Genomic DNA, 20,932 nt, shown 5'->3' on the forward strand with positions numbered 1-20,932 from the left:
GCTCTGGACCCCGGCCTTCGCCGGGGAACAGCTACATGTTCGAAAGGGACAGTCACCGATCAAGTCCGGGGTGACGAAGGTCTGAAAACGACCGAAAGCGGACGTTGCCAACCCAAACGACGTCACCCCGGGTCAAGCCCGGGATGACGGAAAGGAACGTCCGCTTCCCACCCAAAGCCGTCGCTATTCTCCGCCCAGTCGCACAAACCGCATATCGCCCTCGGCGCGGTGGAGCGTAAGGCCGCGTTCGGTCTTTTCGGCGCAGGCGCCTTCGAAATTCACGACGCCGATGTCGTTCGGCACGATGGTTACGCGCAGCTTGCCATCATCGGCTTCGGTCAGTTCGAAGCGCGGCGCGGTGACGCCGTGGATCGGTTCGCGCACTTCGACCCAGCGCGGGATGCGGTTGTCGTCCTCGGGCATCGTCCAGCCATAAACCTGGGTGTAATCCTCGGCTGGGTCGCCGCTGTCGAAGCCGATCGTGAAATCGACGCCGGGGATGCCTTTGCCGTTGGGCCAGGTGACGAGCAGGGTGGGGACGGCGCCCTCGACTTCGATCGGCGCGCCCTTCACCATCGCAGGTGGCACCGGTTTGGGATCGGTGGTGAGGCAGACCATGTCGCCGCGGACCTCCCAGCGGCCCTCGGCCTGCTCGTCGAGCGCGCCCGCGGCGAGCATATATTGAAAACGGCCGTCACCCCGGATCAGCAGCCCGCCGCCGACGTCGGGCCCTTCCGCGAGGCTATATTCGCCGACGAAGGGTGAATCCTGCGCGGCGGCGGGTGCGGCGATCAGGGCGGCGGCGAGGAGCAGGGTGCGCATGGCGGCGATCATGCGGCGATGGGCGCGCGGACGCCAGCCCTTTCCACATCCCGCCCCACCTGCTAGGCGCCCGCGCCATGTCCCAGAAGCATCCCGACCGCCGCACCTTCGCCATCATCTCGCATCCCGACGCCGGTAAAACGACGCTGACCGAGAAATTGCTCGTCGCGGGCGGCGCGATCCACATCGCGGGTGAGGTCAAGGCGCGTGGGCAGGCGCGGCGCGCGCGATCCGACTGGATGAAGATCGAGCAGCAGCGCGGGATTTCGGTGACCTCGTCGGTGATGACCTTCGAACATGCGGGGCTGGTCTTCAACCTGCTCGACACGCCGGGACACGAGGATTTCAGCGAAGATACCTATCGCACGCTGACCGCTGTCGACAGCGCGGTGATGGTGATCGACGCCGCGAAGGGCATCGAGCCGCAGACGCTCAAGCTGTTCGAAGTGTGCCGCCTGCGCTCGGTGCCGATCATCGTGTTTATCAACAAGGTCGACCGCGAAGGTCTGCCGCCCTTCGAGCTGCTCGACGAAGTCGCCGAGCGGCTGGCGCTCGACGTGTGCCCGATGAACTGGCCCGCGGGCATGGGTGGGCAGTTCGAGGGCATTTATGACCTTGTCGATCCGGCGATCATGAAGCCCCGCGGCGATGCATCGCGGATGTACGAAGGGCACCGCGCCAAGGTCGCGGGTCTGGGCGATCCGGCGCTGGCGGCGGAGTTGTCGGCGGACGGGCTGGCGCATCTTAAGGAAGAAACCGAACTGGCGTCGGCCTGTTATGCGCCGTTCGACGTGGCGTCATACCGAGGCGGCGATCTGGCGCCGGTCTATTTCGGATCGGCGCTCAAGGAATTCGGCGTCGTCGACCTGCTGACCGCGCTGGCGAACCATGCGCCGGGACCGCAGCCGCAACCCGCCGAGCCCGCGCCGGTGCAGCCCGATGACGAGGCCGTCACCGGCTTTGTGTTCAAGGTGCAGGCGAATATGAACCCGGCGCACCGTGACCGCATTGCCTTCATGCGGCTGTGTTCGGGCAAGTTCGAGCGCGGCATGCGCCTGATGCAAGGCGGGACGGGCAAGGCGATCGCGATCAGCCGCCCGATGCTGTTCTTGGCGCAGGACCGCGAAATGGCCGAAGAGGCTTTTCCCGGCGACATCATCGGCATTCCGAACCATGGCACGCTGCGTGTCGGCGATACGCTGTCCGAGCGCACCGACATCACGATCACCGGGCTGCCGAATTTCGCCCCCGAACTGCTGCGCCGCGTCGCGCTCGTCGATCCCACCCAGACCAAGAAACTGCGCAAAGCGCTCGACGACATGGCCGAGGAGGGGATCATCCAGGTCTTTTATCCCGAAATCGGGGCGAACATGATCGTCGGGGTCGTCGGCCAGCTCCAGCTCGAAGTGCTGATCAGCCGGTTAGAGGCCGAATATAAGGTCGAGGCAAAGCTCGAGCAGTCGCCGTGGGAAACCGCGCGCTGGATCGCGAGCGACGATGCGGCGGCGCTGAAGGCGTTCCAGGCCGACCATCGCGGCGCCAGCGCCACCGACCGCGACGGCGCGCCGGTGTTCATGGCGAAGGATGCGTGGGAAGTCGGCTATGTGACCCAGCGGCACCCGGCGATCCGCTTCACCGCGACCAAGGAACGCGTTTTCGCCGACGCGGGTTGATCGCATCGCTTAATTCCGCCACCATGACGTCACTTTTCGGCAGAGGTGGGGGTATCGATGCGCGGATGGATATGGGCGCTCGCCGCGATGGCGGGCAGCGCGCCGGCGGCGGCACAGACGATCGCGCTGCCGATCAGCATGCCGATCGACAAGGGCTTCTGGATCAATGCGACCGACAAATGCGCGTCGGTGACCAACGGCTATGCCTATGACGGCAAGCGCTGGGGCGCGGTCTATTATTACGGGCCGAACGCGAGCATGGGGCCGGTCGCCGAACTGGAGGCGATTGGGCGCACCACGGCGCTGAACGATGGCTTCACCACCATGCAACTCGGCCCGACCGAGGGGGCGGGCTATTTCCATGTGAAGTCGCTGTCGCCCGATCGCATGATGCTGCGTACCGGCGCGCCGGGGCCCGAGGGCATTCAGGTGATGGACGATACACTGATCCGCTGCAGCTTCGCTTCGTTGTCGCCCAAGATGCAGGCGGCGATGCGGCGTTTCGTCCCGGCGCTGGTCGCTAGATAAGGCTGAGCAGGTCGGCGGGCGCGGCGGCGTCCTCCTCGTCATCCTCTTCGCCCTCGAACTTGCTCAAGGTCACACCGAGCAGGCGGATGCCCTGTTCGGTGGGGAGCAGGGGTGCGAGGATCGCTTCGCCCGCGGCGAGCAGCGAATTGCCGTCGAGGATCGGCGCGGCGACCGATCTGGCGCGTGTGATCGTGCGGAAATCGGCGTAGCGCAGCTTGAGGGTCACGGTGCGCCCGCGCGCGCCCTTTTTCGCCGCGCGGTCCCAGACGACGGTGCAGACATGCGCGAGCGCCTCGCGGATCTCGGTGTCGGTGATCAGGTCGTTGAAGAAGGTCCGTTCGCCACCCAGCGATTTCAGCGGGCGGTTCGACTTGACGCGGCGATGGTCGATCCCGTGCGCGAGGTTGAAGAGCCATTCGGCGCTGTTGCCGAAATGTGTCGCGAGCCACATCGGGTCCTTTCCGGCAAGGTCGGCGCCCGAAAAGATGCCGAGCCCTTCCATTTTGGCGGCGGTCACCGGGCCGATCCCATGGAAGCGGCGGATCGAGAGCGTCTGGACGAAGGCGGCGCCCTTGCCTGGCGGGATGATCGTGATGCCGTCGGGTTTGTTCTGGTCCGATGCGAGCTTTGCAATGAATTTATTATATGAGACGCCCGCGGAGGCGGTGAGGCCGGTTTCTTCGCGGATGCGCTGGCGGATCAGCTTCGCGGTCGCGGTGGCGCTACCGAGACCCGCCTTGTCGGCGCTGACGTCGAGATAGGCTTCGTCGAGCGACAGCGGTTCGACCTCGTCGGCATAGTCGCGGAAGATCGCGCGAATCTGGTGCGAGATGTCGCGATAGACCTCGAAGCGCGGCGGGACGAAGATCAGGCCCGGGCACTGGCGCTTCGCGGTGATGCTGGGCATCGCCGAGCGAACGCCGAACTTGCGGGCCTCATAGCTGGCGGCGGCGACGACCCCGCGCCGCGACGAACCCCCGACCGCGACGGGTAGCCCACGCAGCGACGGATCGTCGCGCTGTTCGACCGAGGCGTAAAAGGCATCCATATCGACGTGGATGATCTTGCGGACCGGGGTGTCCGCGCCGCCATCAGATCCATGATCGTCGCCGTCTTGCACGTCGTATCTCTAGCATGTTGCCATGATGTTCTCAACGATGCGTTTGACGAGACGCTTGACGCACAGGTGGCAAAATGGCAATCGCCGCCGACCTTGGCGATGCGGGTATAGCATAGTGGTAATGCTCTAGCCTTCCAAGCTAGCTAGGCGGGTTCGATTCCCGCTACCCGCTCCACCAAAATCACCGATCGATGATGCGACAACTCCTGGCTTCGGCTGGCCGCCATTTTTCGCCGGTAAGACTCCGGAACCCGCCGCAACATGTCGGCGTTATCCATCTACCTGAACCGATGCACAGCCGGACAGAATCGCGTTGTTTGCGCGGCGTCGCTCGGCTTGGACCGGCCGGGTGGGGGGCATTAACGATCAGGAGAATTCCTATGTCCCCGTCTCTGAAAAAACTAGCACCCGTGGTTGTGATTTTGGCCGGTTCCCTGGGGTTGGGCGGCTGTGCGACCAAAGGCTTCGTGCGCGAGCAGGTCGCCGTCGTGAGCCAGCGCGTCGATGCGCTCGAAGCGCAGTTGCAGGCGACCGACGCCACCGCGAAGCAGGCATTGACCGAAGCGCAGGCCGCATCGGGGCAGGCACAGAATAATGGCCAGCGCCTCGATCAGCTCAACGGCCGCGTCGATGGTATCGAGCAGCGCATGCAGCAGGCGCAGCAGAAGCGGCCGCGCAATTGACGCGGCGCGGCTGTAATTGCTGAGACCGTGATTTTCGGCGCCGTCGCTTGCGGGCGGCGGCGCCCTTCATTCGAGTGCATCGACCTATGATCAAAGTCTTCGTGGCGCTTGCGGGATTTGCGCTGATCGTTTCCGTGTCCGCGCGATCGGCGGAGCCGCCGCCAGCGTCGGGACCGGCAGTGCCGCAGCGCAATGGAGCCGAAACCGGGGATGCGGCAATTCGCTCCGAGGCCGCGACGCGGGTCGCCGATTGGGTTGCCGCGTCCGGCGATAATGGCGCCTTGCCGTATATCATCATCGACAAGCCCGCCGCGTCGCTGTTCCTGTTCGATGCCAAAGGAAAATTGCTCGGCCGGGCTCCGGTCTTGATCGGTGTTGCGCTTGGCGACGAGGCCACCCCAGGGATCGGATCGAAGGATCTCGCCGAGATCGGCCCCGCCGAGCGAACCACGCCCGCCGGGCGCTTTCTGGCGAAATTCGGGATGGCGGCGGGGCGGCAGAGGGTGCTGTGGGTCGATTATGCCACGTCGGTGGCGCTTCACCCGATCCCGAAGGGGAGCCAGAAGGAACGCCGCCGCCAGCGGATGCTGTCGCCCGGCATCGACGACAACCGCATCACATTCGGATGCATCAACGTCCCGTTGGCGTTGTACAACAAGAGCGTTCGCCCGCTTTTCCAGAAAAAGGGCGGATATGTCTATGTGTTGCCCGACACCAAGCCGCTCGAGGCGGTCTTTCCGCGCCTGCACGTCCAGCCGCGCCCCGATGCCGCCGCTTTCCGAGGCGCCGAGGCCCCGATCGATTATCCGGCCGGTTCGACGCCGAGCAGCTCGACCGTGAAGAGCAAGGTCGCGCCGCCGGGGATCGGGCCCTTGCCGTCGGGGCCATAGGCGAGCTGCCAGGGGATCGCGAGTTCGACCTTGTCGCCGACGCCCATCAGCGCGACGCCTTCCTGCCAGCCTTCGATCACGCGGCCCAGCGGAAAGCTCGTCGGTTCGCCGCGCCGGACCGAGCTGTCGAATTCGCGGCCGTCGGCAAAGGTGCCGACATAATGGACGGTGACTTGGTCGGTGGGGGCGGGGTGCGCGCCGCTGCCGTCGCCCGCGACCCGGCGCCAGCGCAGCCCGCTCGGCGTCACGCGCCAGCCGTCGGCGCCGTGGCGTTCGGCGAGCGCCGCCATCTGCTTGTTGAGATAGGCGGTGCCCTGGGTGGACGGCGCGTCGCCTTGCTGGGCGTAGGCGGACGCCGGAATGCAGCAGGCAAATGCGGCCGCCGCGAGCAGCCGGTTCAAAGACGATAGATACATGAAAACTCCCTCGATCGTTGCACGCATAAACGCATCGCGGGCCGAATAGGCAATAGCCTATTGGCCGGGACATGGAGGAGCGGGCAGGAACCTTCGCCGGCATCCGTCGTTTCACCTTCGTACACATCAATCAGAGACTTGAGGCGCGGCCACTGGCCGTTTCGTCATTCGAAAGACCCGGTTCGCGGGCCTTCGAAGCCGGTGCCGTGCGTCCTGCTCTGGACAATCGAAGGAGACGTCAGATGTTCAAATGGGCTTTGATCTTTGCGGTGATCGCGCTGGTCGCGGCGGTGCTCGGCTTTGGCGGTGTTGCGGGTGCGGCGGCGGGGATCGCCAAGATTCTGTTCTTCGTCGGTCTTGCGCTCGTTGTCCTGTTCCTGATCCTCGGGTCGGCCGCGGCGCGAAAGATCACGTAAAAAAATCGAACGCCGCGGAACCAAGTCGGACCTGCGGCGTTTCACTGATCTACTCGATCGAAAGAGAAGGTAGAATCTGGTTCCTGTTTTCGGACGGAACCTAGGGAGCCCCGCCGCAGAAATGCGACGGGGCTTACCTGTTTCTGGCCTGGTTCTGGCGGGCCGGCGGGCTACCCGGTTCCCGATCCTATGCCGTTGGTTCATGGCTCGGCGCCCAAATGGCGCTGGATTTCGCCTCGCGAATCCGTCACTTACCGCGCGTCAAATCAAGGAACGGCGGCCGCGGGCCGACAGGGGGATCGATGTCGAAATATCTGATACCGGCGGCGCTCGCCGGCGCGATGCTGGTGATGCCGGCGGCGGCGAAAGACCGCTACGACGCGACGATCGTCCGGACGAGTTACGGCATTCCGCATATCATGGCAAAGGATTGGCGCGGCGCGGGCTATGGCGTCGGCTATGCCTATGCGCAGGACAATCTGTGCATGATCGCCGAGGAATTCGCGACGGTCGCGGGCGAGCGGTCGCTGCATTTCGGCCCCGAAGCCAAGGCGGTGCTGGGTTTTGCCCCGGTCGACAATCTGTCGTCCGATTTCTTTTTCCGGTCGGTTATCGACCTGCCGCGGCTGCGCGCGGGTGCCAAGGCGCAGGGGCGCGAAGTGGCGCTGACGACCGACGGCTATGTCGCCGGCTATAATCGCTGGCTGCGCGAAATCGGCCCCGAGGGCGTGCCCGAGGCATGCCGCGGCAAGGCGTGGGTGCGGCCGATCACGACCGACGACCTGCTGCGGCTCAACGAAAAGAACATGATCCTCGGGACGCTCGCGCTGGCAAGCGGCATCGCCAATGCCGCGCCGCCGGGCGGCACGCTCGCCATGCGTCCGGGTGACGCCTTGCCCGGCCGGGATGACGTGGTCATGGGCAGCAACGGCTGGGCGTTCGGCGGCGATGTGACCGCCGGCGGCCGCGGCATGGTGATCGGCAACCCCCATTTCCCGTGGACCGGGCCGAACAGATTCTGGCAGATGCATGTCACCGTGCCCGGCAAGCTCGACGTCATGGGGGTCGGGATCGCCGGTTCGCCGCTTCCGATCCTCGGCTTCAATCGCGACGTCGCGTGGACGCATACGGTGACCGCGGCGCGGCATTCGACGCTGTTCCAGCTGAAGATCGACCCGTCGGATCCCACCGCCTATCTGGTCGACGGCAAGTCGGAGAAAATGGTCGCACGGACGATCAGCGTGCCGATGGGCGGCGGCGCCGCCCCCGCGACGCGTACGCTCTATTCGACGCGCTATGGCCCGCTGGTGGTTTTGCCCGCGTCGGGCCTCGGGTGGAATGCCACCACCGCCTTTGCGGTGCGCGAGGGCAACAAGGGCAACCAGCGCGCGCTGGGCACATGGGTGCGCATCGCGCAGGCACGCAATGTCGGCGAGGTGCGGGCAGCGGTCGAGGAAACGCTGGGCATCCCCTGGGTCAACACGATCGCTGCCGACCGCAACGGCGATGCGCTCCACGCCGATGTGACGGTGGTTCCCAACCTGTCGGCGGAGAAGATGAAAGCGTGCGCGACGCCGCTGTCGGCGCTGGCCGCGGAGCGCGCGACCCTGCTCGACGGCGCGCGATCGTCGTGCGACTGGGACGTTGCGTCGGGGACGCCCGTTCCGGGGATGATGCCCGCCGCGTCGCAGGCGGTCTATGCGCGGCGCGACTATGTCGCGAACAGCAACGACAGTTACTGGATGAGCAACGCCGGGGTGCCGCACGCGCCGCTGTCGCCGATCCTCGGCCGCGCGGAGAGCGTCTTGTCGCTGCGCACGCGGTCGAACTTCATCGAACTCGATCGCATGCTGAACGGCGAGGGCGGCAAGCCGGGGGTCAAGGTCGATCATGCCTCGGCGAAGGAACTGACCTTTGCCAACAAGAGCCTGGCCGCCGAGCTGGCGATGGACCGATTGCTCGACCTCTGCCGCGGAAAGCCCGACGTTGCGCGCGGCTGCAAGGCGCTGGAAGGATGGGACCGCCGGTTCAACGTCGACAGCCGCGGCGCTTATCTGTTCACCATCTTCTGGAAAGCGGCGAGCCGCATCCCCGATCTGTGGGGCGTAAAGTTCGACGTCGCCGATCCCGTTCATACGCCGCGCGACATGGTGACGACCGGCGACACCGCGACGAAGCTGTTGGCCGCGCTGGGTGCCGGGGCGGCAGAGCTCGACAAGGAGGGAATCGCGCTCGACGCGCGCTGGGGCGATGTCCAGTTTGCGCCGCGCGGCAAGGAACGGATCGCGGTGCATGGCGGCGAGGGCGCCGCTGGCGTGCTCAACTTCCAGGCATCGAACCCCGTTCCGGGCGGCATCACGCCGTATCACGGGTCGAGCTATATCCAGATCGTCGGGTTCGATAACGCCGGTCCCGTGGCCGATGCGGTGCTCAGCTATTCGCAGTCGCCCGATCCGGCCTCACCGCATTTCGCCGATCAGACGCATCTCTATTCGGAAAAGAAATGGCATCGCTTGCCCTTCGGCAAGGCGGAAATTGCCGCCGATGCGGCCGGCAAGCCGGTGCGGATCAAGGAGTGACGACGCCGTAGCAGGGCGCGGCGCGCTCCCATTTTCTCCAACCCGTGTCAATTCGGGGGCGAACCGAAGGCGCGGCCTCGATCGCGGCGGATCGATGGGTGCCGCGGCACGTTGCTGCGGACAGGGTAGATTTCCCTTGGACGGAGAATGACATGGCCATGCTAAGGAAACTCGCAATATCGTTCGCTGCGGCGTCTTTGATCGCCGCGCCCGTTGCCGCATCGGCTGCGACCGCAGCGCGCGCTGCGTCGGGCTTGGACGGCCAAAACGAACTTGAGGGCAATTCGAGCTGGATCATCGGCCTTGTCGGCCTGCTGGTCGGCATCGGCGCGATCATCCTGGTCGCCGACAAAGACGACGATTCGCCCGTCAGCCCGTAAAGAGGCATGTGACGGCGGCGGCCACGCGTTCCCTTGGGCGCGCGTGGCCGCCACGCGTCCGCCGCTTTGCCGCGAAATGAACGGCAGGCGGTTTTTGCGACAATTTGCGACAATTTTCCGCCGATCCGGCACGTCGCTGGGACAAACGGCGCCTAGAACGGCTTCATCGGGATCCGGCTCATACTTCGGATAGACCCCATGAAGGAGTTCGTTACGTGAAAAAGAAAATCTCGCTCTTTACGCTCGCCGCCGCATTGGTGGCCGTGCCCGTTCTCGCCGCGCCCGGCGCCGACGGCAATGCCGTACAGACCCGTGCCGAGGCACAGGCCAAGGCCACGCAGTTGTTTGCCAAAATGGACGCGAACAAGGATGGCAAGCTCGACGCCACCGACCGCGCCGCGCAGCGTGCCGAGCGGCAGGCGAAAATCTTCGCCAGCCTCGATACCGACGGCAATGGCAGCATCAGCAGGCCCGAATGGGACAAGCATGGTGCCGATCGTGCCGCCAAGCGCGCCGAGCGCGGTGAAAAGCGCTCCGAAGCCGGTGAAGCCGGCGAGGGCAAGCGCCACGGCATGCGCGGCGGTCATGGCAAGCGCGGCGGCCATCATGGCATGATGATGGGCAAGGCCGACACCGATGGCGACAAGGCGATCAGCCAGGCCGAATTCCAGACCGCGGCGCTCGCGCGTTTCGACGCTGCCGACGCGAACAAGGATGGTCAGGTGACCGCTGAGGAACGTCAGGCCCAGCGCGGCGCATGGCGCGCCAAGCGCGGTGCGGCTCCGGCCGCTCCCACGAACCAGTAAGCCATTTGGCAGGGGCTCGGCGGCAAAGCGTAGAGCCTTCCTCCCCTCCCGGCATTGCCTTTGGCGCCGGTCCCTGTCAGCTATCGCCCATCGGCCCCCGCGGCCGGTGGGCGAACTATTGGGTTCTGACCCTATTTTTAACGGAAACCCGATGACCGATAGCGACACGCCCCGCATCCTGCTGATCGACGACGAACCCTCGATCCGCGAGCCGCTGGGCGAATATCTGACCGCGCAGGGCTTTGCGGTGACCGATGTCGCGAGCGCCGCCGAGGCGCGATCGGTGCTGCGCGCGCAGGGCGTCGACCTGGTCGTCAGCGACATCATGATGCCGGGCGAGGACGGGCTGTCGCTGACCCGCCATTTGCGCGAGACGAGCAGCATCCCCGTCATCCTGCTGACCGCGCGCGCCGAGGATACCGAACGGATCATCGGGCTGGAGATCGGCGCCGACGACTATGTCGTCAAACCCTTCAACCCGCGCGAGCTGGTCGCGCGCATCCGCACCGTACTGCGCCGCACGCAACAGGGCGGGCGGGCGCTCGATCCGGGCGGCACCTATTATGCCTTTGGCGACTGGGTGCTGCGCGAAGTCGAACGCGTGCTGATCGATGGCGAAGGCAATGAGGTCGCGCTGTCGTCGGGCGAATATCACCTGCTCCACGCGCTCGTCCGCCATCCGCGGCAGGTGATGAGCCGCGACCGGCTGCTCGACATGGTGCGCGGGCGCGAGGCCGATATTTTCGACCGCGCGATCGACAATCTGGTCAGCCGGCTGCGCAAGAAGATCGAGGTCGACGCGGCGCATCCGCAGATCGTCAAGACGGTGTGGGGCGGGGGCTATACGCTCGCGTGCGAAGTCAGGCGGATGGGTCCTGCGGCGTGAAACTGCGCCTGTGGCCCAAAAGCCTGATCGGGCAGCTGGTCTTTGCGGTCGCGATGATGCTGTTCGTCGCGCAAGCGATCAATTTCGTGCTGCTGTCGCGCGGGCAGAAACAGCAGGTGCTTGCGCACGGCGGCGGCATGGCCGTCGCGCGGCTCATCGATGCGATCGAGCGCGACCGGCGCGGCGACTTCAGGCGGCCGCGCAACGAACGCGAGCGGCACGAGGCGCGCGAGCGCGCGGAGAAACTGGTGATCTCCGATCAGCCGCCCCCGATGCCCGTCGGCGCCGTTCGATTGCCCGACCTCGCCGCCTATGTCGAAGGTCTGCTCGGCGAGACCAATATTCCAGCCGCCATGGTCGATGCATGGGCGCTTCCGCCCCGCGAGCGGCAACGGCTGCGCCGACCCGCCTTTCCCGACCGCGCCGTCATCGTCGTCGCGAAGGTCGGCGGGCGCTATTTCGCGGTGCGAACGCGGATCGCGGCGGGCGGCAACCGGTTGCAGGGTTTCCTCGTCTGGCAGACGCTCTCGCTCTATCTGTTGCTGCTCGTGCCGATCATGCTGATCGCTTATCGCGCGGCGCGGCCGCTGCGTGATCTGACGCGCGCGGCGCGCGCCAATCCGGCGCTGCGCGATGCCGAGCCGCTGGAGGAAGAGGGGCCGTCGGACGTGCGCGACCTGATCGCCGCGTTCAACGCCTATCGCGGCCGTATTTCGGGGATGCTGTCGGACAAGGACCGGATGCTCGGCGCCGTCGGCCACGATTTGCGCACCCCGCTCGCCAGCCTCCGCGTCCGCGTCGAGCAGGTCGAGGACAATGTGCTGCGCGACAAGATGATCGCGAGCATCGAGGAAATGACCGCGATGCTGAGCGACATTTTGGCGCTGGCGCGGTCGGGGGCGGGAACCGAGGCGCGGGAGCGCATCCCGCTGCGCGAATTGATCGGCGAACTCGCGGCCGATTATCAGGAGCGCGGCAAGGATGTCGAAATCGGCGATATTGCCGACGCCGCCGTGCTGGCGCGGCCGATGTTGCTCAAGCGTGCGCTGCGCAATCTTGCCGACAATGCGATTGCCTATGGCTCGCGGGCGCGGTTGTCGGTTGTGACCGACGGAACGCAGGCGCGGATTATCGTCTCCGACGATGGCCCCGGCCTGACCGACGAGCAGATCAGGACGCTGATCGAACCCTTTGCGCGCGGGGAGCAATCGCGCAACCGCGCGACCGGCGGTGCCGGGCTGGGGCTGTCGATCGCGCGCGATATAGCCGAGGGCGAGGGCGGGGCGCTGACGCTGGCCAACCGCGCCGGCGGCGGGCTCGATGCGGCGATCGCGCTGCCGGTTCAGGCATAGATCGCGATCGCCTGACTGCCGTTGAGGATCGGCTCGCCCGCGCGGTTCCACAGCATCATGTCCTGCACCGACAGGCCGTGGCGCGCATAGCCCGTCTTGGCCGAAAGCAGCCACCAGCCGTCGTCGGTCGTCGGCGTGCCGGTGAGCATATTGACCGTCCAGTTCATCGAACTGATCGGCCCGAATTCGCTGAACAGCGCCATCGCCGCGGGGGGCAGGGCGTCGCCCATCGCGAGCAGCGCGACCGCCGGATGGCACGCGGGCTCTTCGACAAAGCGCACCCAGGTCAGATATTCGCCGACCTCGCTTTTCCAGCCGAAGCGCGGGCCGGTGGTCGGGCGCATGTCGAAATGGCGTGTGAAGGGCGGCCGCGCGTGATGTTCGGGCACCGGCGCCAGCGTCTCGGGGGCGGGTGCGTCGGGTATCGACAGGCGATCATGGTCGAGGTGGCTCTTGCGGTCGCCCGAAAAGGCGAAGACCGCAGCGGTGCCGAAGCCTTGGTCGCTGGATACGCCCGCGTCGATGAACAGGCTTGATTTCGACTGGCGCAGTACGCGCGTATCGACGGTGCAATCGCCGCCGACCGGGCCGACGAAGCTGATCTGCGCGTAACGCAGCGGGGTTTCGGTCGGGTGGAGCGCCATCGTGCCGGCGAGCGCGACCGCAGAGCTGATCCCGCCATAGGCCGTGCGGCCCTGCATCCATCCTTCGTCGATATGCGCCTTCGCCACCCCCTCTTCGGTGCGCAGCGTCGAGAGCAGCGCGTCGAGCGCGCTGGGAGAGGTCGTCATCTTGGTCTTAGTCCTCGATCTGGAAGGTCAGGCCGGCGTTGGCTGTCAGCCGTTCGATCAGCGCGTCGCCGAGCAGCGCGCCGGGGGTCCACACACCGCCTTCGCCCTTGTTCGCAAGTAGCGCGATGCCGGTTTCGGCAAGCATTTTCGACGTCGAGCCATAGCCGGGGTCGCGGTCGCCCTTGACGCTTGCGCGCACGGTTGTGCCGTCGGGATATTCGCCGATGAAGAGGATGTCGTAAAAGCCGTTCTCGCGTTCTTCCTTGCTCGGCCCTTCGCCGGGCTTGAGCTGGGAGTCCCCGAACGGATTCGCCTTCGCCATCGCTTCGGCCATCGCTTTCCCTGCGTCGCCGATCGTCGTCATTACCATCTCGTCATAGATTAGGTCCGCGCCCCACGGGTGGCCGAGCAGGAAATTGGTGCGATGGACATTCTTGGTATTGATCGGCGCCATCACGAAGGGGGCGGTCCAGGTGCCGGTCGCGCTGTCATATTCGGGGATCAGCCCGGTCGGCTGCGACGGGCCTTCGAACCCCGGCGTGAGCGCGAAGGAGGATTTGAGCAACAGCGCGAGCGACGGCTTTTTCGCGATCGCCTTCAGCGTTTCGGTGAGGCTGGCGATCGTGCCGCCCGAGGCGCCGCCCGCCATCTTGCGAACGCGGCCCTTGACGCGCGGCGCGGGTTTGCCGTGGCGTTTGACCGCCTCGGCCTGCAGGAAATGGACGCCGAGGTCGAACGGGATGCTATCGAAGCCGCAGCTGAAGGTGATGCGCGCACCCGATGCTTTCGCGGAGTCCTGATGCTCGTCGATCATGTCGCGCATCCAGCCGGGTTCACCGCAAAGGTCGGCATAAGCGGTGCCCGCCTTGACACAGGCGGTGACGAGTTCGTTGCCGTAAAGCTGGTACGGGCCGACTGTGGTCAGGATGACTTCGGCGCGCGCCGCCATCGCATCGAGGCTCGCGGGATCGCTCGCATCGGCGATGACCAGCGGGGTGTCCTTTGGCGCACCGATCAGATCGCGAACCTCGGCAAGCTTGTCGGCGCTGCGCCCCGCCATCGCCCATTTCGGCGCGCCCTTGCGGCCCGCATAATGGACGCTGAGATATTCGGCGACGAGGCGCCCGGTGAAACCGGTCGCGCCATAGACGATGATGTCGAACTCGCGGGTCCCCGCCATGCCATCCTCCCTTTACGTAAACGTTAAGTGGAGGCTAGCGCAGGCGGGGAAGCTTGCCAAGCACGAAGGTCTAGCGGCGCCAGAAGGGGCGTTTTTCCACCGTTACGGGCGTCCCGATCGCTTCTGCGCGGCCCTCGGCGCGTGCGGCGCGGAGTTCGGCATCACTCGCATGCTGCTGCGCGCGATGCGTAGCAAGCTCGTCGCGGCGACGTGCGCGCAGCGCGTCGTAACTCCAGCGCGTATGGCCATAGCCGAAGAGGCAGAGCAGACCGCCCGCAATTGCGAGATTCTTCATCGCCGCCATCGCCTGCACCGGGTCGGTGAACTCGCGGTGGAAGAAGAGGATGGTGGCCAGAACAAAGCCCGCGAGCAGGATCGACACCAGCCGCACGCCGATGCCGAGCGCGATGCAGATTCCCGCGATCAGTTCGAAGAGGCCGACCGGGATGGCGAGGCCGCCGGGCAGCCCGGAGGTAGCGATCATCGCGCTGGTGTCGGACACATGGATCAGCTTGTTGATCCCCGACACGATGAAAATCACGGCGATGAACAGGCGGCCGATGAAGACAGCGATCATGGACATGGGCATTCCTTCCCTAGCGCGCCCCGTCCGCTTGTGCAGACAGGACGCTTGGGATGGCGATGGGTTCCGGCCTAGCGCGGGGTGAAGACCAGCGCGGCGACCTCGCAGTCGCTGCAGTCGATCGCGCGAAGCGTCGCGGCCCCTGGCCCGGCGGGCAGCTCGACATCGGCAAGCTTAACGACCTGCCATGCGGTGCCCGCGGGGATGGCGGCGCCGCGTTCGTCGATGCCGATGCGCCCGCCCTTTGCCGAGCGCACGCGCGCGGTGACGGTCCAGCGCCCCGCCTTTGCGACGTCGGCGCTGTAGCGCATATATTCACCGGTGACGAAATCGCTGACATAGGGCGCGCCGTCGGCGCCCCGTGCGATATCGACGCCGTCGTTGCGGTACGTCGTGCCATTGTTCCACGGCGTCCGCTCGCCCCCCGTTGCGACGTGATAGTTGGCGTCGACGGTATCCCGATAGGCCACGCCCGGAGGGCCGAGGTCGTAATCGGCGGCGGCGATGGTCAGTGGTTTTGCGTCCAGCGTGCGGGCGGCAAAGGGACGATAGCTCGCATCGCGGGGCTGGCGGAACATCGCGTCGATGACGTCGGGTTTCGGGATGTTCTTGTCGAAGCGGGTGTTGTCGGCGAGCTGCATCATTGCGGCAAAGGCGTCATTGGCGGCGGGCTTGGGTCCCTTGCCGGTCATCCACGCCACGATCTGCATCCAGCCGTCGCCGGCGACCACCTCGAGCGGCTGGTTGAAGCCGATCTTCTTCAATGGCCAGAAATTCCAGCCGATGCTGTCGCCCTCGACGAGCGCGATCGCGTCGCGAAACCAGCCATTGCTGTTTTCGCCCGATTCGCCGAGCCAGATCGGGCGGTTAGTGCTGGTGCGCAGCGCCTTGATTTCGGCGATGCTCGCTTCGTCGTTGCGGTTCCAATATTTGTGGAAGCTCAGCACCATATTGACGTCCCACGCCGCGGGCAGACCCTTATAGTTATTGCCCCAGCAATTGCCCTCGATGATCACGATATGCCGCTTGTCGACCTTGCGGATCGCCGCGGTGATCCGCTGTTGCAGGCTCCAGACGGCCCTATTCTCGGTCTCATCGCAACCGTTGCCCTTGCCGGGGGTCGCGAAGCTCCAGTTCGGCTCGTTGATGAGATCGTAAGCGCCGATCCACGGCTCATCCTTGTAGCGCGCTGCAAGCTTGGTCCACAGGGCGACGGTCTTGCGCTGGTTCTCCTCGCTCTGCCACAGCGACGGTTTAGCCGGATCGCGGTCGGAGATGGCGAGGTCGTTGCCCTGGCCGCCGGGCGCGGCGTGGAGGTCGAGGATCAGATAGATGCCGTTCGCCTTGCTCCACGCGAGCAGGCGGTCGATGCGCTGGAAACCCTCCTCGTGCCATGTGTCCTCACCGGCTTTGGGTTCCCTGTCGGCGGGCAGGGTGAGCTGGTCGAAATGGATCGGCAGGCGCACCGAGTTGAAGCCCCATTTCGCCATCGCGGCGATGTCGGCGTCGGTCGTATGGTTGTCGAGCCAGGCGCGGTAGAATCGAGCGGTACGCTCCTCACCGACGAGTTCGACGAGCCTGGCGCGGATTTTATGCTGCTGTCCGACTTCGCCGAGCTTCAGCATATAGCCTTCCTGCAACATCCAGCCGCCAAGTCCCATGCCGCGCAGGATGACGGGTTTGCCCGAGGCATCGACGATCTGCGTGCCCTCGACCTTCAGAAAGCCTTCGGCGCGCGCGGTGGTGGAGGAAAGCAAAGCGGCGAGCGCGAGTGCGACGTTGCGGAAGTTCATGGCCTCATCCCCATTTTTTGAGTTATGGGAACGTTATCAATTTTGAGGCCGCGCGCAACCGATCTTCGTCATTGCGAGGAGCCGAAGGCGACGCGGCAATCCAGAGCTTGCGTAAACCGCCCTGGATTGCGTCGCTTCGCTCGCAATGACGAGTTTTTAGCCCACTTAAAGCTTGGGCAGCGTGACGCCCTTTTGCCCCATATATTTGCCGGCGCGGTCGGCGTAGCTCGTCTCGCACGGCTCGTTGCCCTGCAGGAAGAGGAACTGGCACGCGCCTTCGTTGGCGTAAATCTTGGCGGGCAGGGGGGTGGTGTTCGAAAATTCGAGCGTCACATGGCCTTCCCAGCCGGGTTCGAGCGGCGTGACGTTCACGATGATGCCGCAGCGCGCATAGGTCGACTTGCCGAGGCAGATGACGAGTATATCGCGCGGGATGCGGAAATATTCGACCGTGCGTGCGAGCGCGAAGCTGTTCGGCGGAATGATGCAGACGTCGGTTTCGCGGTCGACGAAATTCTTCGGGTTGAAATCCTTGGGATCGACGATCGTGCTGTCGACGTTGGTGAAGATTTTGAATTCGGGCGCGACGCGCGCGTCATAGCCGTAGGAGGAGAGGCCGTAGCTGATGCAGCCGTCGCGGCGCTGCGCCTCGACAAACGGTTCGATCATGCCCTGCGTTTGGGCGGCTTCGCGAATCCAGCGGTCGGAAAGAATGGCCATGGTGTCTCTTGTCGGTCCTGTGGGGCTTGCGCAAGCGGTCAGTCGATGAGGCCGAGATCCTTTGGCCCGAAAGCCGCAGGCAGCAGCTCGCTGAGCTTGTAGGTCTTGACCGCGCTGCCGTCGCCCGAGGCGCAATGGACGAGGATGTCGGTCCGCGACCGCTCGGCGGCTTCGTTGAGGATCTGGCGACAGCGGCCGCAGGGGGTGACCGGATCGCTGCCGGTGAGGGCATCGCCATCGGGGCGGCCGCCGACAATCGCGACCTCGGCGAGTTCGCCGATCCAGCCTTCGTTGGCAATCTTCGCCACCGCCGCCGTTTCGGCGCAGAGAGTGAGGCCGTAGCTCGCATTTTCGATATTGGCGCCGGTGACGACATCGCCGTTCTTGAGCAGCAGCGCCGCGCCGACGTGGAAGCCCGAATAGGGGGCATAGGCGCGGCGCGCGGCGTCGCGCGCGGCGTCGATCAGGGCATCACGGTCCTCGGTCATCGCATCTCTCCTCGCGGGCGCAGCACGTTCCAGCCGACGGTGCCGCTGGCCCCTGACAGCCGGACATAATCATTCGCCTGCCACATCGCCCAGGGGTGCGCGCCATAATCGGGTTCGAAGAAATCGCGCCGCAGCCACGTCGTGCGCGCGATGCCCTGCGTCACTTTGTAATCGCTCTCGAACGCCGGACCGGGCGCGATCACGCTCTGCTTGCCCATATGCGCCTCGATCTGCGCCAGAAAAGTGGCGAGTTCGGACAGCAGGAGCGCGCGCGTCGGGCGGTCGGGGCAGCGATCGTCATAATCGAGCCACACGACTGCGGGGAGGGCGTCGGTGCGGCGCGGTACGTGGCGGATGAAATTGGCGGCCTGGTCGGTCGCAAGCTGGCAGAGGCTGTAGCGGTGGATCGCGCCCGCCTGCACCCCTGCTTCGCGCGCTGCGGTCATGTTGCGCGCGAACTTCGGGTCGACCGCGGCCGATCCGTCGGTCCCCATGATATAGGCGAAATCGGCGCCCGCGGCCTTGATCGAACCCCAATGGACGTCGCCGTTGCCTTCGTCGATCGTCACGCCCTGCGTCGGATAGAGCGCGCGGTCGGGGGTCCAGCGGGCGGCCCACCACAAGGCGAGGCCGGCGGCGAGGAGCAGCAGCACGATCGCGGCGCCGATCCGGCGTAGCAGGCGCGCGATCGCGGCGCGCCACGCGCCGGCGGCCTTCGCGACCTTTCCGCCCCTGATTGCCCCCGTCGCCATCGTCAGCCCTTGATGTGCAGCACGCAGATGAGCGTGAACAGCCTTCGCGCCGTGTCGAAATCGACCGCGATCTTGCCGTCGAGCCGGTCCATCAGCATCTCGGCCGCCTCGTTATGCAGGCCGCGCCGCGCCATGTCGACGGTTTCGATCTGCTGCGCGGTCGAGGTCTTGATCGCCTGATAATAGCTGTCGCAGATCGCGAAATAGTCGCGGATCGGGCGGCGGAAGCGCCCGAGGCCAAGGATGATCGCCTCGAGCGGCGAACCATTTTCGCGCGAGATTTCAAAGATGAGGCGGCCATCCTCAACACGCAGCATCAAGCGATAGGGGCCGGCATAGCCGTCCTCATGCCCGCGCTGCGGCACGAATTTATTGTCTTCGATCAGGTCGAAGATCGCGACGCGACGCTCCTGCTCGACGTCGGGATTGCGCCAGACGATCGACCCCTCGTCGAGTTCGACCGAAATGATCCGCTGTTTCGAAGGGTCTGCGTCGCTCATGCTGTCCGTGCTTCTACTTGGCCGGGGGCGAAGGGCAAGTCGACTTATTCACAGCATTCCACAGTTATGATATGCTGGGCGACATCGCCGGTTGCGCCGCCTCGGGGACCGGCCCATGAAGACAGCGATGCCCGAACTAGCCCTTATCCCGACCGCCGTCGCCAGTGGCGACGAGCGCCAGATGCCGCGTAATATCGAGGCCGAGGCCGCGTTTCTCGGCGCGATCCTGATCGACAACCGAGTCGTCGAGGATTTGCCGGTGGCGCTGACCCCCGAGCATTTCTTCGAACCGCTCCACGGCCGAATTTTCCAGCAGACGATGGCGCTGATCGAGCGCAACAGCATCGCGACCCCGGTAACGCTCAAGCCCTTTTTCGAGGCGGACGAGGCGATGAAGGCGGTCGGCGGTGTCGGTTATCTCGCACAATTGACCGGCAGCGGCGCCGGCCTGATCGGCGCGCGCGACTTTGCGCGCCAGATTTTCGACCTTGCCTTGCTCCGCGAGCTGGCGGGGGTCGGGCGCACACTCGTCGAGAATGCGCTCGACACCAGCGAACGCGTCGATCCGCAGGCGCAGATCGAGGAAGCCGAGACCGCGCTTTACCGCGTCGCGGGCGGCGAGGCCGAAATGGGATCGGTCAAAAGCTTCAACCAGGCAAGCCTCACCGCGCTGCAAGCCGCCGAGCGCGCGCTCAATTCGGGCGGTCACCTGTCGGGGATCACGACCGGCATCGGGAGCATGAATGCCAAGATCGGTGGCATGCACAATTCGGACTTGATGATCCTCGCCGGGCGTCCCGGCATGGGCAAGACCTCGCTCGCGACCAATATCGCGTATAACGCCGCCGAGCGCTTCCGCCGCGACGAGGACGACGGCATCCCTCCCGAGAAGAATATGGGCGCGAAGGTCGCCTTTTTCAGCCTCGAAATGTCCGCCGATCAGCTCGCGACGCGCGTGCTCGCCGAACAATCGGGGGTGTCGGGCGAGGCGCTGCGCATGGGCAAGATCAGCAAGGAGCAGTTTCAGCAATTGAGCCGCGCGGCGCAGCAGCTGCAGACCTTGCCCTTGTTCATCGACGATACGCCGGGGTTGACGATCGCGGGCCTGCGCACCCGCGCGCGGCGCCTCCAGCGCCGGCACGGCATCGGCTTCATCGTCGTCGACTATTTGCAGCTGCTTCAGGGCACATCAAAGAGCGGCGACAATCGCGTACAGGAAATTTCGGAAATCTCGCGCGGTCTGAAGACGCTGGCGAAAGAACTTCATGTACCTGTGATGGCACTGTCGCAGCTAAGCCGTGCTGTCGAAAGCCGCGAGGACAAGCGGCCCATGTTGTCGGATTTGCGCGAGTCCGGCTCGATCGAGCAGGACGCCGACATGGTCCTGTTTGTGTTTCGCGAGGATTATTATGTCGGCTCGCGCGAGCCCAAACGCCCGATGGAAGGCGACGATGTCAAAATCCACGCGCAGCACGAAGAGTGGGCCGCCGAGATGGAGCGCGTCTTCGGCCTTGCCGAAGTGATCATCGCGAAATCACGCCACGGTTCGACCGGCAAGGTGCGCCTGCACTTCG

22 protein-coding genes and 1 tRNA gene are annotated in these 20,932 nt (G+C 65.5%); 12 read left to right on the forward strand and 11 right to left on the reverse strand.

Annotated features, from left to right (window positions below; all coding sequences use genetic code 11):
• Positions 1-183: 183 nt before the first annotated feature.
• Positions 184-822 (reverse strand): hypothetical protein, encoded by a 639-nt coding sequence (locus ACREBX_RS07835; RefSeq protein ID WP_431561195.1) that lies wholly within the window; start codon positions 820-822, stop codon positions 184-186.
• A gap of 77 nt (positions 823-899) precedes the next feature.
• Between ACREBX_RS07835 and ACREBX_RS07840 the strand changes: the two genes are divergently transcribed.
• Both ACREBX_RS07840 and ACREBX_RS07845 read left to right on the forward strand, forming a co-directional pair.
• On the forward strand, positions 900-2,495 hold the full coding sequence (locus tag ACREBX_RS07840) for a peptide chain release factor 3 (RefSeq protein WP_431561196.1): 1,596 nt from the start codon (positions 900-902) through the stop codon (positions 2,493-2,495).
• Positions 2,496-2,552: 57 nt separating this feature from the next.
• The gene (locus tag ACREBX_RS07845) at positions 2,553-3,023 is read left to right on the forward strand and encodes a hypothetical protein (RefSeq protein ID WP_431561197.1); all 471 of its coding nucleotides are present in this window, start codon (positions 2,553-2,555) and stop codon (positions 3,021-3,023) included.
• Here ACREBX_RS07845 and dinB read toward each other — a convergent pair.
• Positions 3,016-4,143 (reverse strand): DNA polymerase IV, encoded by a 1,128-nt coding sequence (gene dinB / locus ACREBX_RS07850; RefSeq protein ID WP_431561198.1) that lies wholly within the window; start codon positions 4,141-4,143, stop codon positions 3,016-3,018. The two genes, ACREBX_RS07845 and dinB, sit on opposite strands and share 8 nt — an antisense overlap.
• A 101-nt stretch (positions 4,144-4,244) precedes the next feature.
• On the opposite strand from dinB, the gene ACREBX_RS07855 reads away from it, so the two are divergent.
• From ACREBX_RS07855 to ACREBX_RS07865, 3 genes are all read left to right on the forward strand, one after another.
• A tRNA-Gly gene (locus tag ACREBX_RS07855) sits at positions 4,245-4,318 on the forward strand.
• Between the two features lie 205 nt (positions 4,319-4,523).
• Positions 4,524-4,826 (forward strand): hypothetical protein, encoded by a 303-nt coding sequence (locus ACREBX_RS07860; protein WP_431561199.1) that lies wholly within the window; start codon positions 4,524-4,526, stop codon positions 4,824-4,826.
• An 86-nt stretch (positions 4,827-4,912) separates the two neighbouring features.
• On the forward strand, positions 4,913-5,716 hold the full coding sequence (locus ACREBX_RS07865) for a hypothetical protein (RefSeq protein ID WP_431561200.1): 804 nt from the start codon (positions 4,913-4,915) through the stop codon (positions 5,714-5,716).
• On the opposite strand, the gene ACREBX_RS07870 is transcribed toward ACREBX_RS07865, so the two are convergent.
• Positions 5,629-6,132 carry an FKBP-type peptidyl-prolyl cis-trans isomerase gene (locus tag ACREBX_RS07870; protein WP_431561201.1) on the reverse strand — a complete coding sequence of 168 codons (504 nt, stop codon included), beginning with the start codon at positions 6,130-6,132 and terminating at the stop codon, positions 5,629-5,631. The two genes, ACREBX_RS07865 and ACREBX_RS07870, sit on opposite strands and share 88 nt — an antisense overlap.
• Positions 6,133-6,374: 242 nt before the next feature.
• Here ACREBX_RS07870 and ACREBX_RS07875 point away from each other — a divergent pair, with 242 nt between their 5' ends.
• The 6 genes from ACREBX_RS07875 (at position 6,375) to ACREBX_RS07900 (ending at position 12,551) form a co-directional block, all read left to right on the forward strand.
• Entirely contained in the window at positions 6,375-6,548 is a 174-nt protein-coding gene (locus ACREBX_RS07875) for a DUF1328 domain-containing protein (RefSeq protein ID WP_082521313.1), read from the forward strand.
• A 302-nt stretch (positions 6,549-6,850) separates the two neighbouring features.
• Entirely contained in the window at positions 6,851-9,127 is a 2,277-nt protein-coding gene (locus ACREBX_RS07880; protein WP_431561202.1) for a penicillin acylase family protein, read from the forward strand.
• Between the two features lie 152 nt (positions 9,128-9,279).
• Positions 9,280-9,507, forward strand: coding sequence for a hypothetical protein (locus tag ACREBX_RS07885; RefSeq protein ID WP_431561203.1), 228 nt, complete (start codon positions 9,280-9,282; stop codon positions 9,505-9,507).
• 215 nt (positions 9,508-9,722) lie between these two features.
• Positions 9,723-10,313, forward strand: coding sequence for an EF-hand domain-containing protein (locus tag ACREBX_RS07890; protein ID WP_431561204.1), 591 nt, complete (start codon positions 9,723-9,725; stop codon positions 10,311-10,313).
• A gap of 151 nt (positions 10,314-10,464) precedes the next feature.
• Positions 10,465-11,199: a response regulator gene (locus ACREBX_RS07895; RefSeq protein ID WP_431561205.1), complete on the forward strand. Its 735-nt coding sequence runs from the start codon at positions 10,465-10,467 to the stop codon at positions 11,197-11,199.
• A complete protein-coding gene (locus tag ACREBX_RS07900) occupies positions 11,196-12,551 on the forward strand; it encodes an ATP-binding protein (RefSeq protein ID WP_431561206.1) in 1,356 nt (451 codons plus the stop codon). Before ACREBX_RS07895 ends, ACREBX_RS07900 begins: the two co-directional genes overlap by 4 nt.
• Here the strand turns inward: ACREBX_RS07900 and ACREBX_RS07905 are convergent.
• The 8 genes from ACREBX_RS07905 to ACREBX_RS07940 all read right to left on the reverse strand — a co-directional run bounded on the left by ACREBX_RS07905 (position 12,542) and on the right by ACREBX_RS07940 (position 19,358).
• Complete coding sequence (locus ACREBX_RS07905) at positions 12,542-13,342, reverse strand: acyl-CoA thioesterase (RefSeq protein WP_431561207.1); 801 nt, start codon at positions 13,340-13,342, stop codon at positions 12,542-12,544. The genes ACREBX_RS07900 and ACREBX_RS07905 overlap by 10 nt on opposite strands.
• Before the next feature lie 7 nt (positions 13,343-13,349).
• Positions 13,350-14,522: a saccharopine dehydrogenase family protein gene (locus ACREBX_RS07910; RefSeq protein ID WP_431561208.1), complete on the reverse strand. Its 1,173-nt coding sequence runs from the start codon at positions 14,520-14,522 to the stop codon at positions 13,350-13,352.
• A 70-nt stretch (positions 14,523-14,592) separates the two neighbouring features.
• Complete coding sequence (locus ACREBX_RS07915) at positions 14,593-15,105, reverse strand: DoxX family protein (RefSeq protein WP_431561209.1); 513 nt, start codon at positions 15,103-15,105, stop codon at positions 14,593-14,595.
• Positions 15,106-15,176: 71 nt separating this feature from the next.
• Positions 15,177-16,898: a cellulase family glycosylhydrolase gene (locus tag ACREBX_RS07920; protein WP_431561210.1), complete on the reverse strand. Its 1,722-nt coding sequence runs from the start codon at positions 16,896-16,898 to the stop codon at positions 15,177-15,179.
• 165 nt (positions 16,899-17,063) lie between these two features.
• Positions 17,064-17,618 (reverse strand): dCTP deaminase, encoded by a 555-nt coding sequence (gene dcd, locus ACREBX_RS07925; protein WP_431561211.1) that lies wholly within the window; start codon positions 17,616-17,618, stop codon positions 17,064-17,066.
• A gap of 38 nt (positions 17,619-17,656) precedes the next feature.
• A complete protein-coding gene (locus tag ACREBX_RS07930) occupies positions 17,657-18,106 on the reverse strand; it encodes a cytidine deaminase (RefSeq protein WP_431561212.1) in 450 nt (149 codons plus the stop codon).
• Entirely contained in the window at positions 18,103-18,858 is a 756-nt protein-coding gene (locus ACREBX_RS07935) for a GH25 family lysozyme (protein ID WP_431561213.1), read from the reverse strand. Before ACREBX_RS07935 ends, ACREBX_RS07930 begins: the two co-directional genes overlap by 4 nt.
• 2 nt (positions 18,859-18,860) lie before the next feature.
• The gene (locus tag ACREBX_RS07940; RefSeq protein WP_431561214.1) at positions 18,861-19,358 is read right to left on the reverse strand and encodes a UPF0262 family protein; all 498 of its coding nucleotides are present in this window, start codon (positions 19,356-19,358) and stop codon (positions 18,861-18,863) included.
• Between the two features lie 127 nt (positions 19,359-19,485).
• Between ACREBX_RS07940 and ACREBX_RS07945 the strand changes: the two genes are divergently transcribed.
• Positions 19,486-20,932: replicative DNA helicase (locus ACREBX_RS07945; RefSeq protein ID WP_431561215.1), on the forward strand; the 1,447-nt coding region annotated here is incomplete at its 3' end.

This window comes from Sphingopyxis sp. (genome assembly GCF_050725655.1).
Lineage (GTDB): Bacteria > Pseudomonadota > Alphaproteobacteria > Sphingomonadales > Sphingomonadaceae > Sphingopyxis.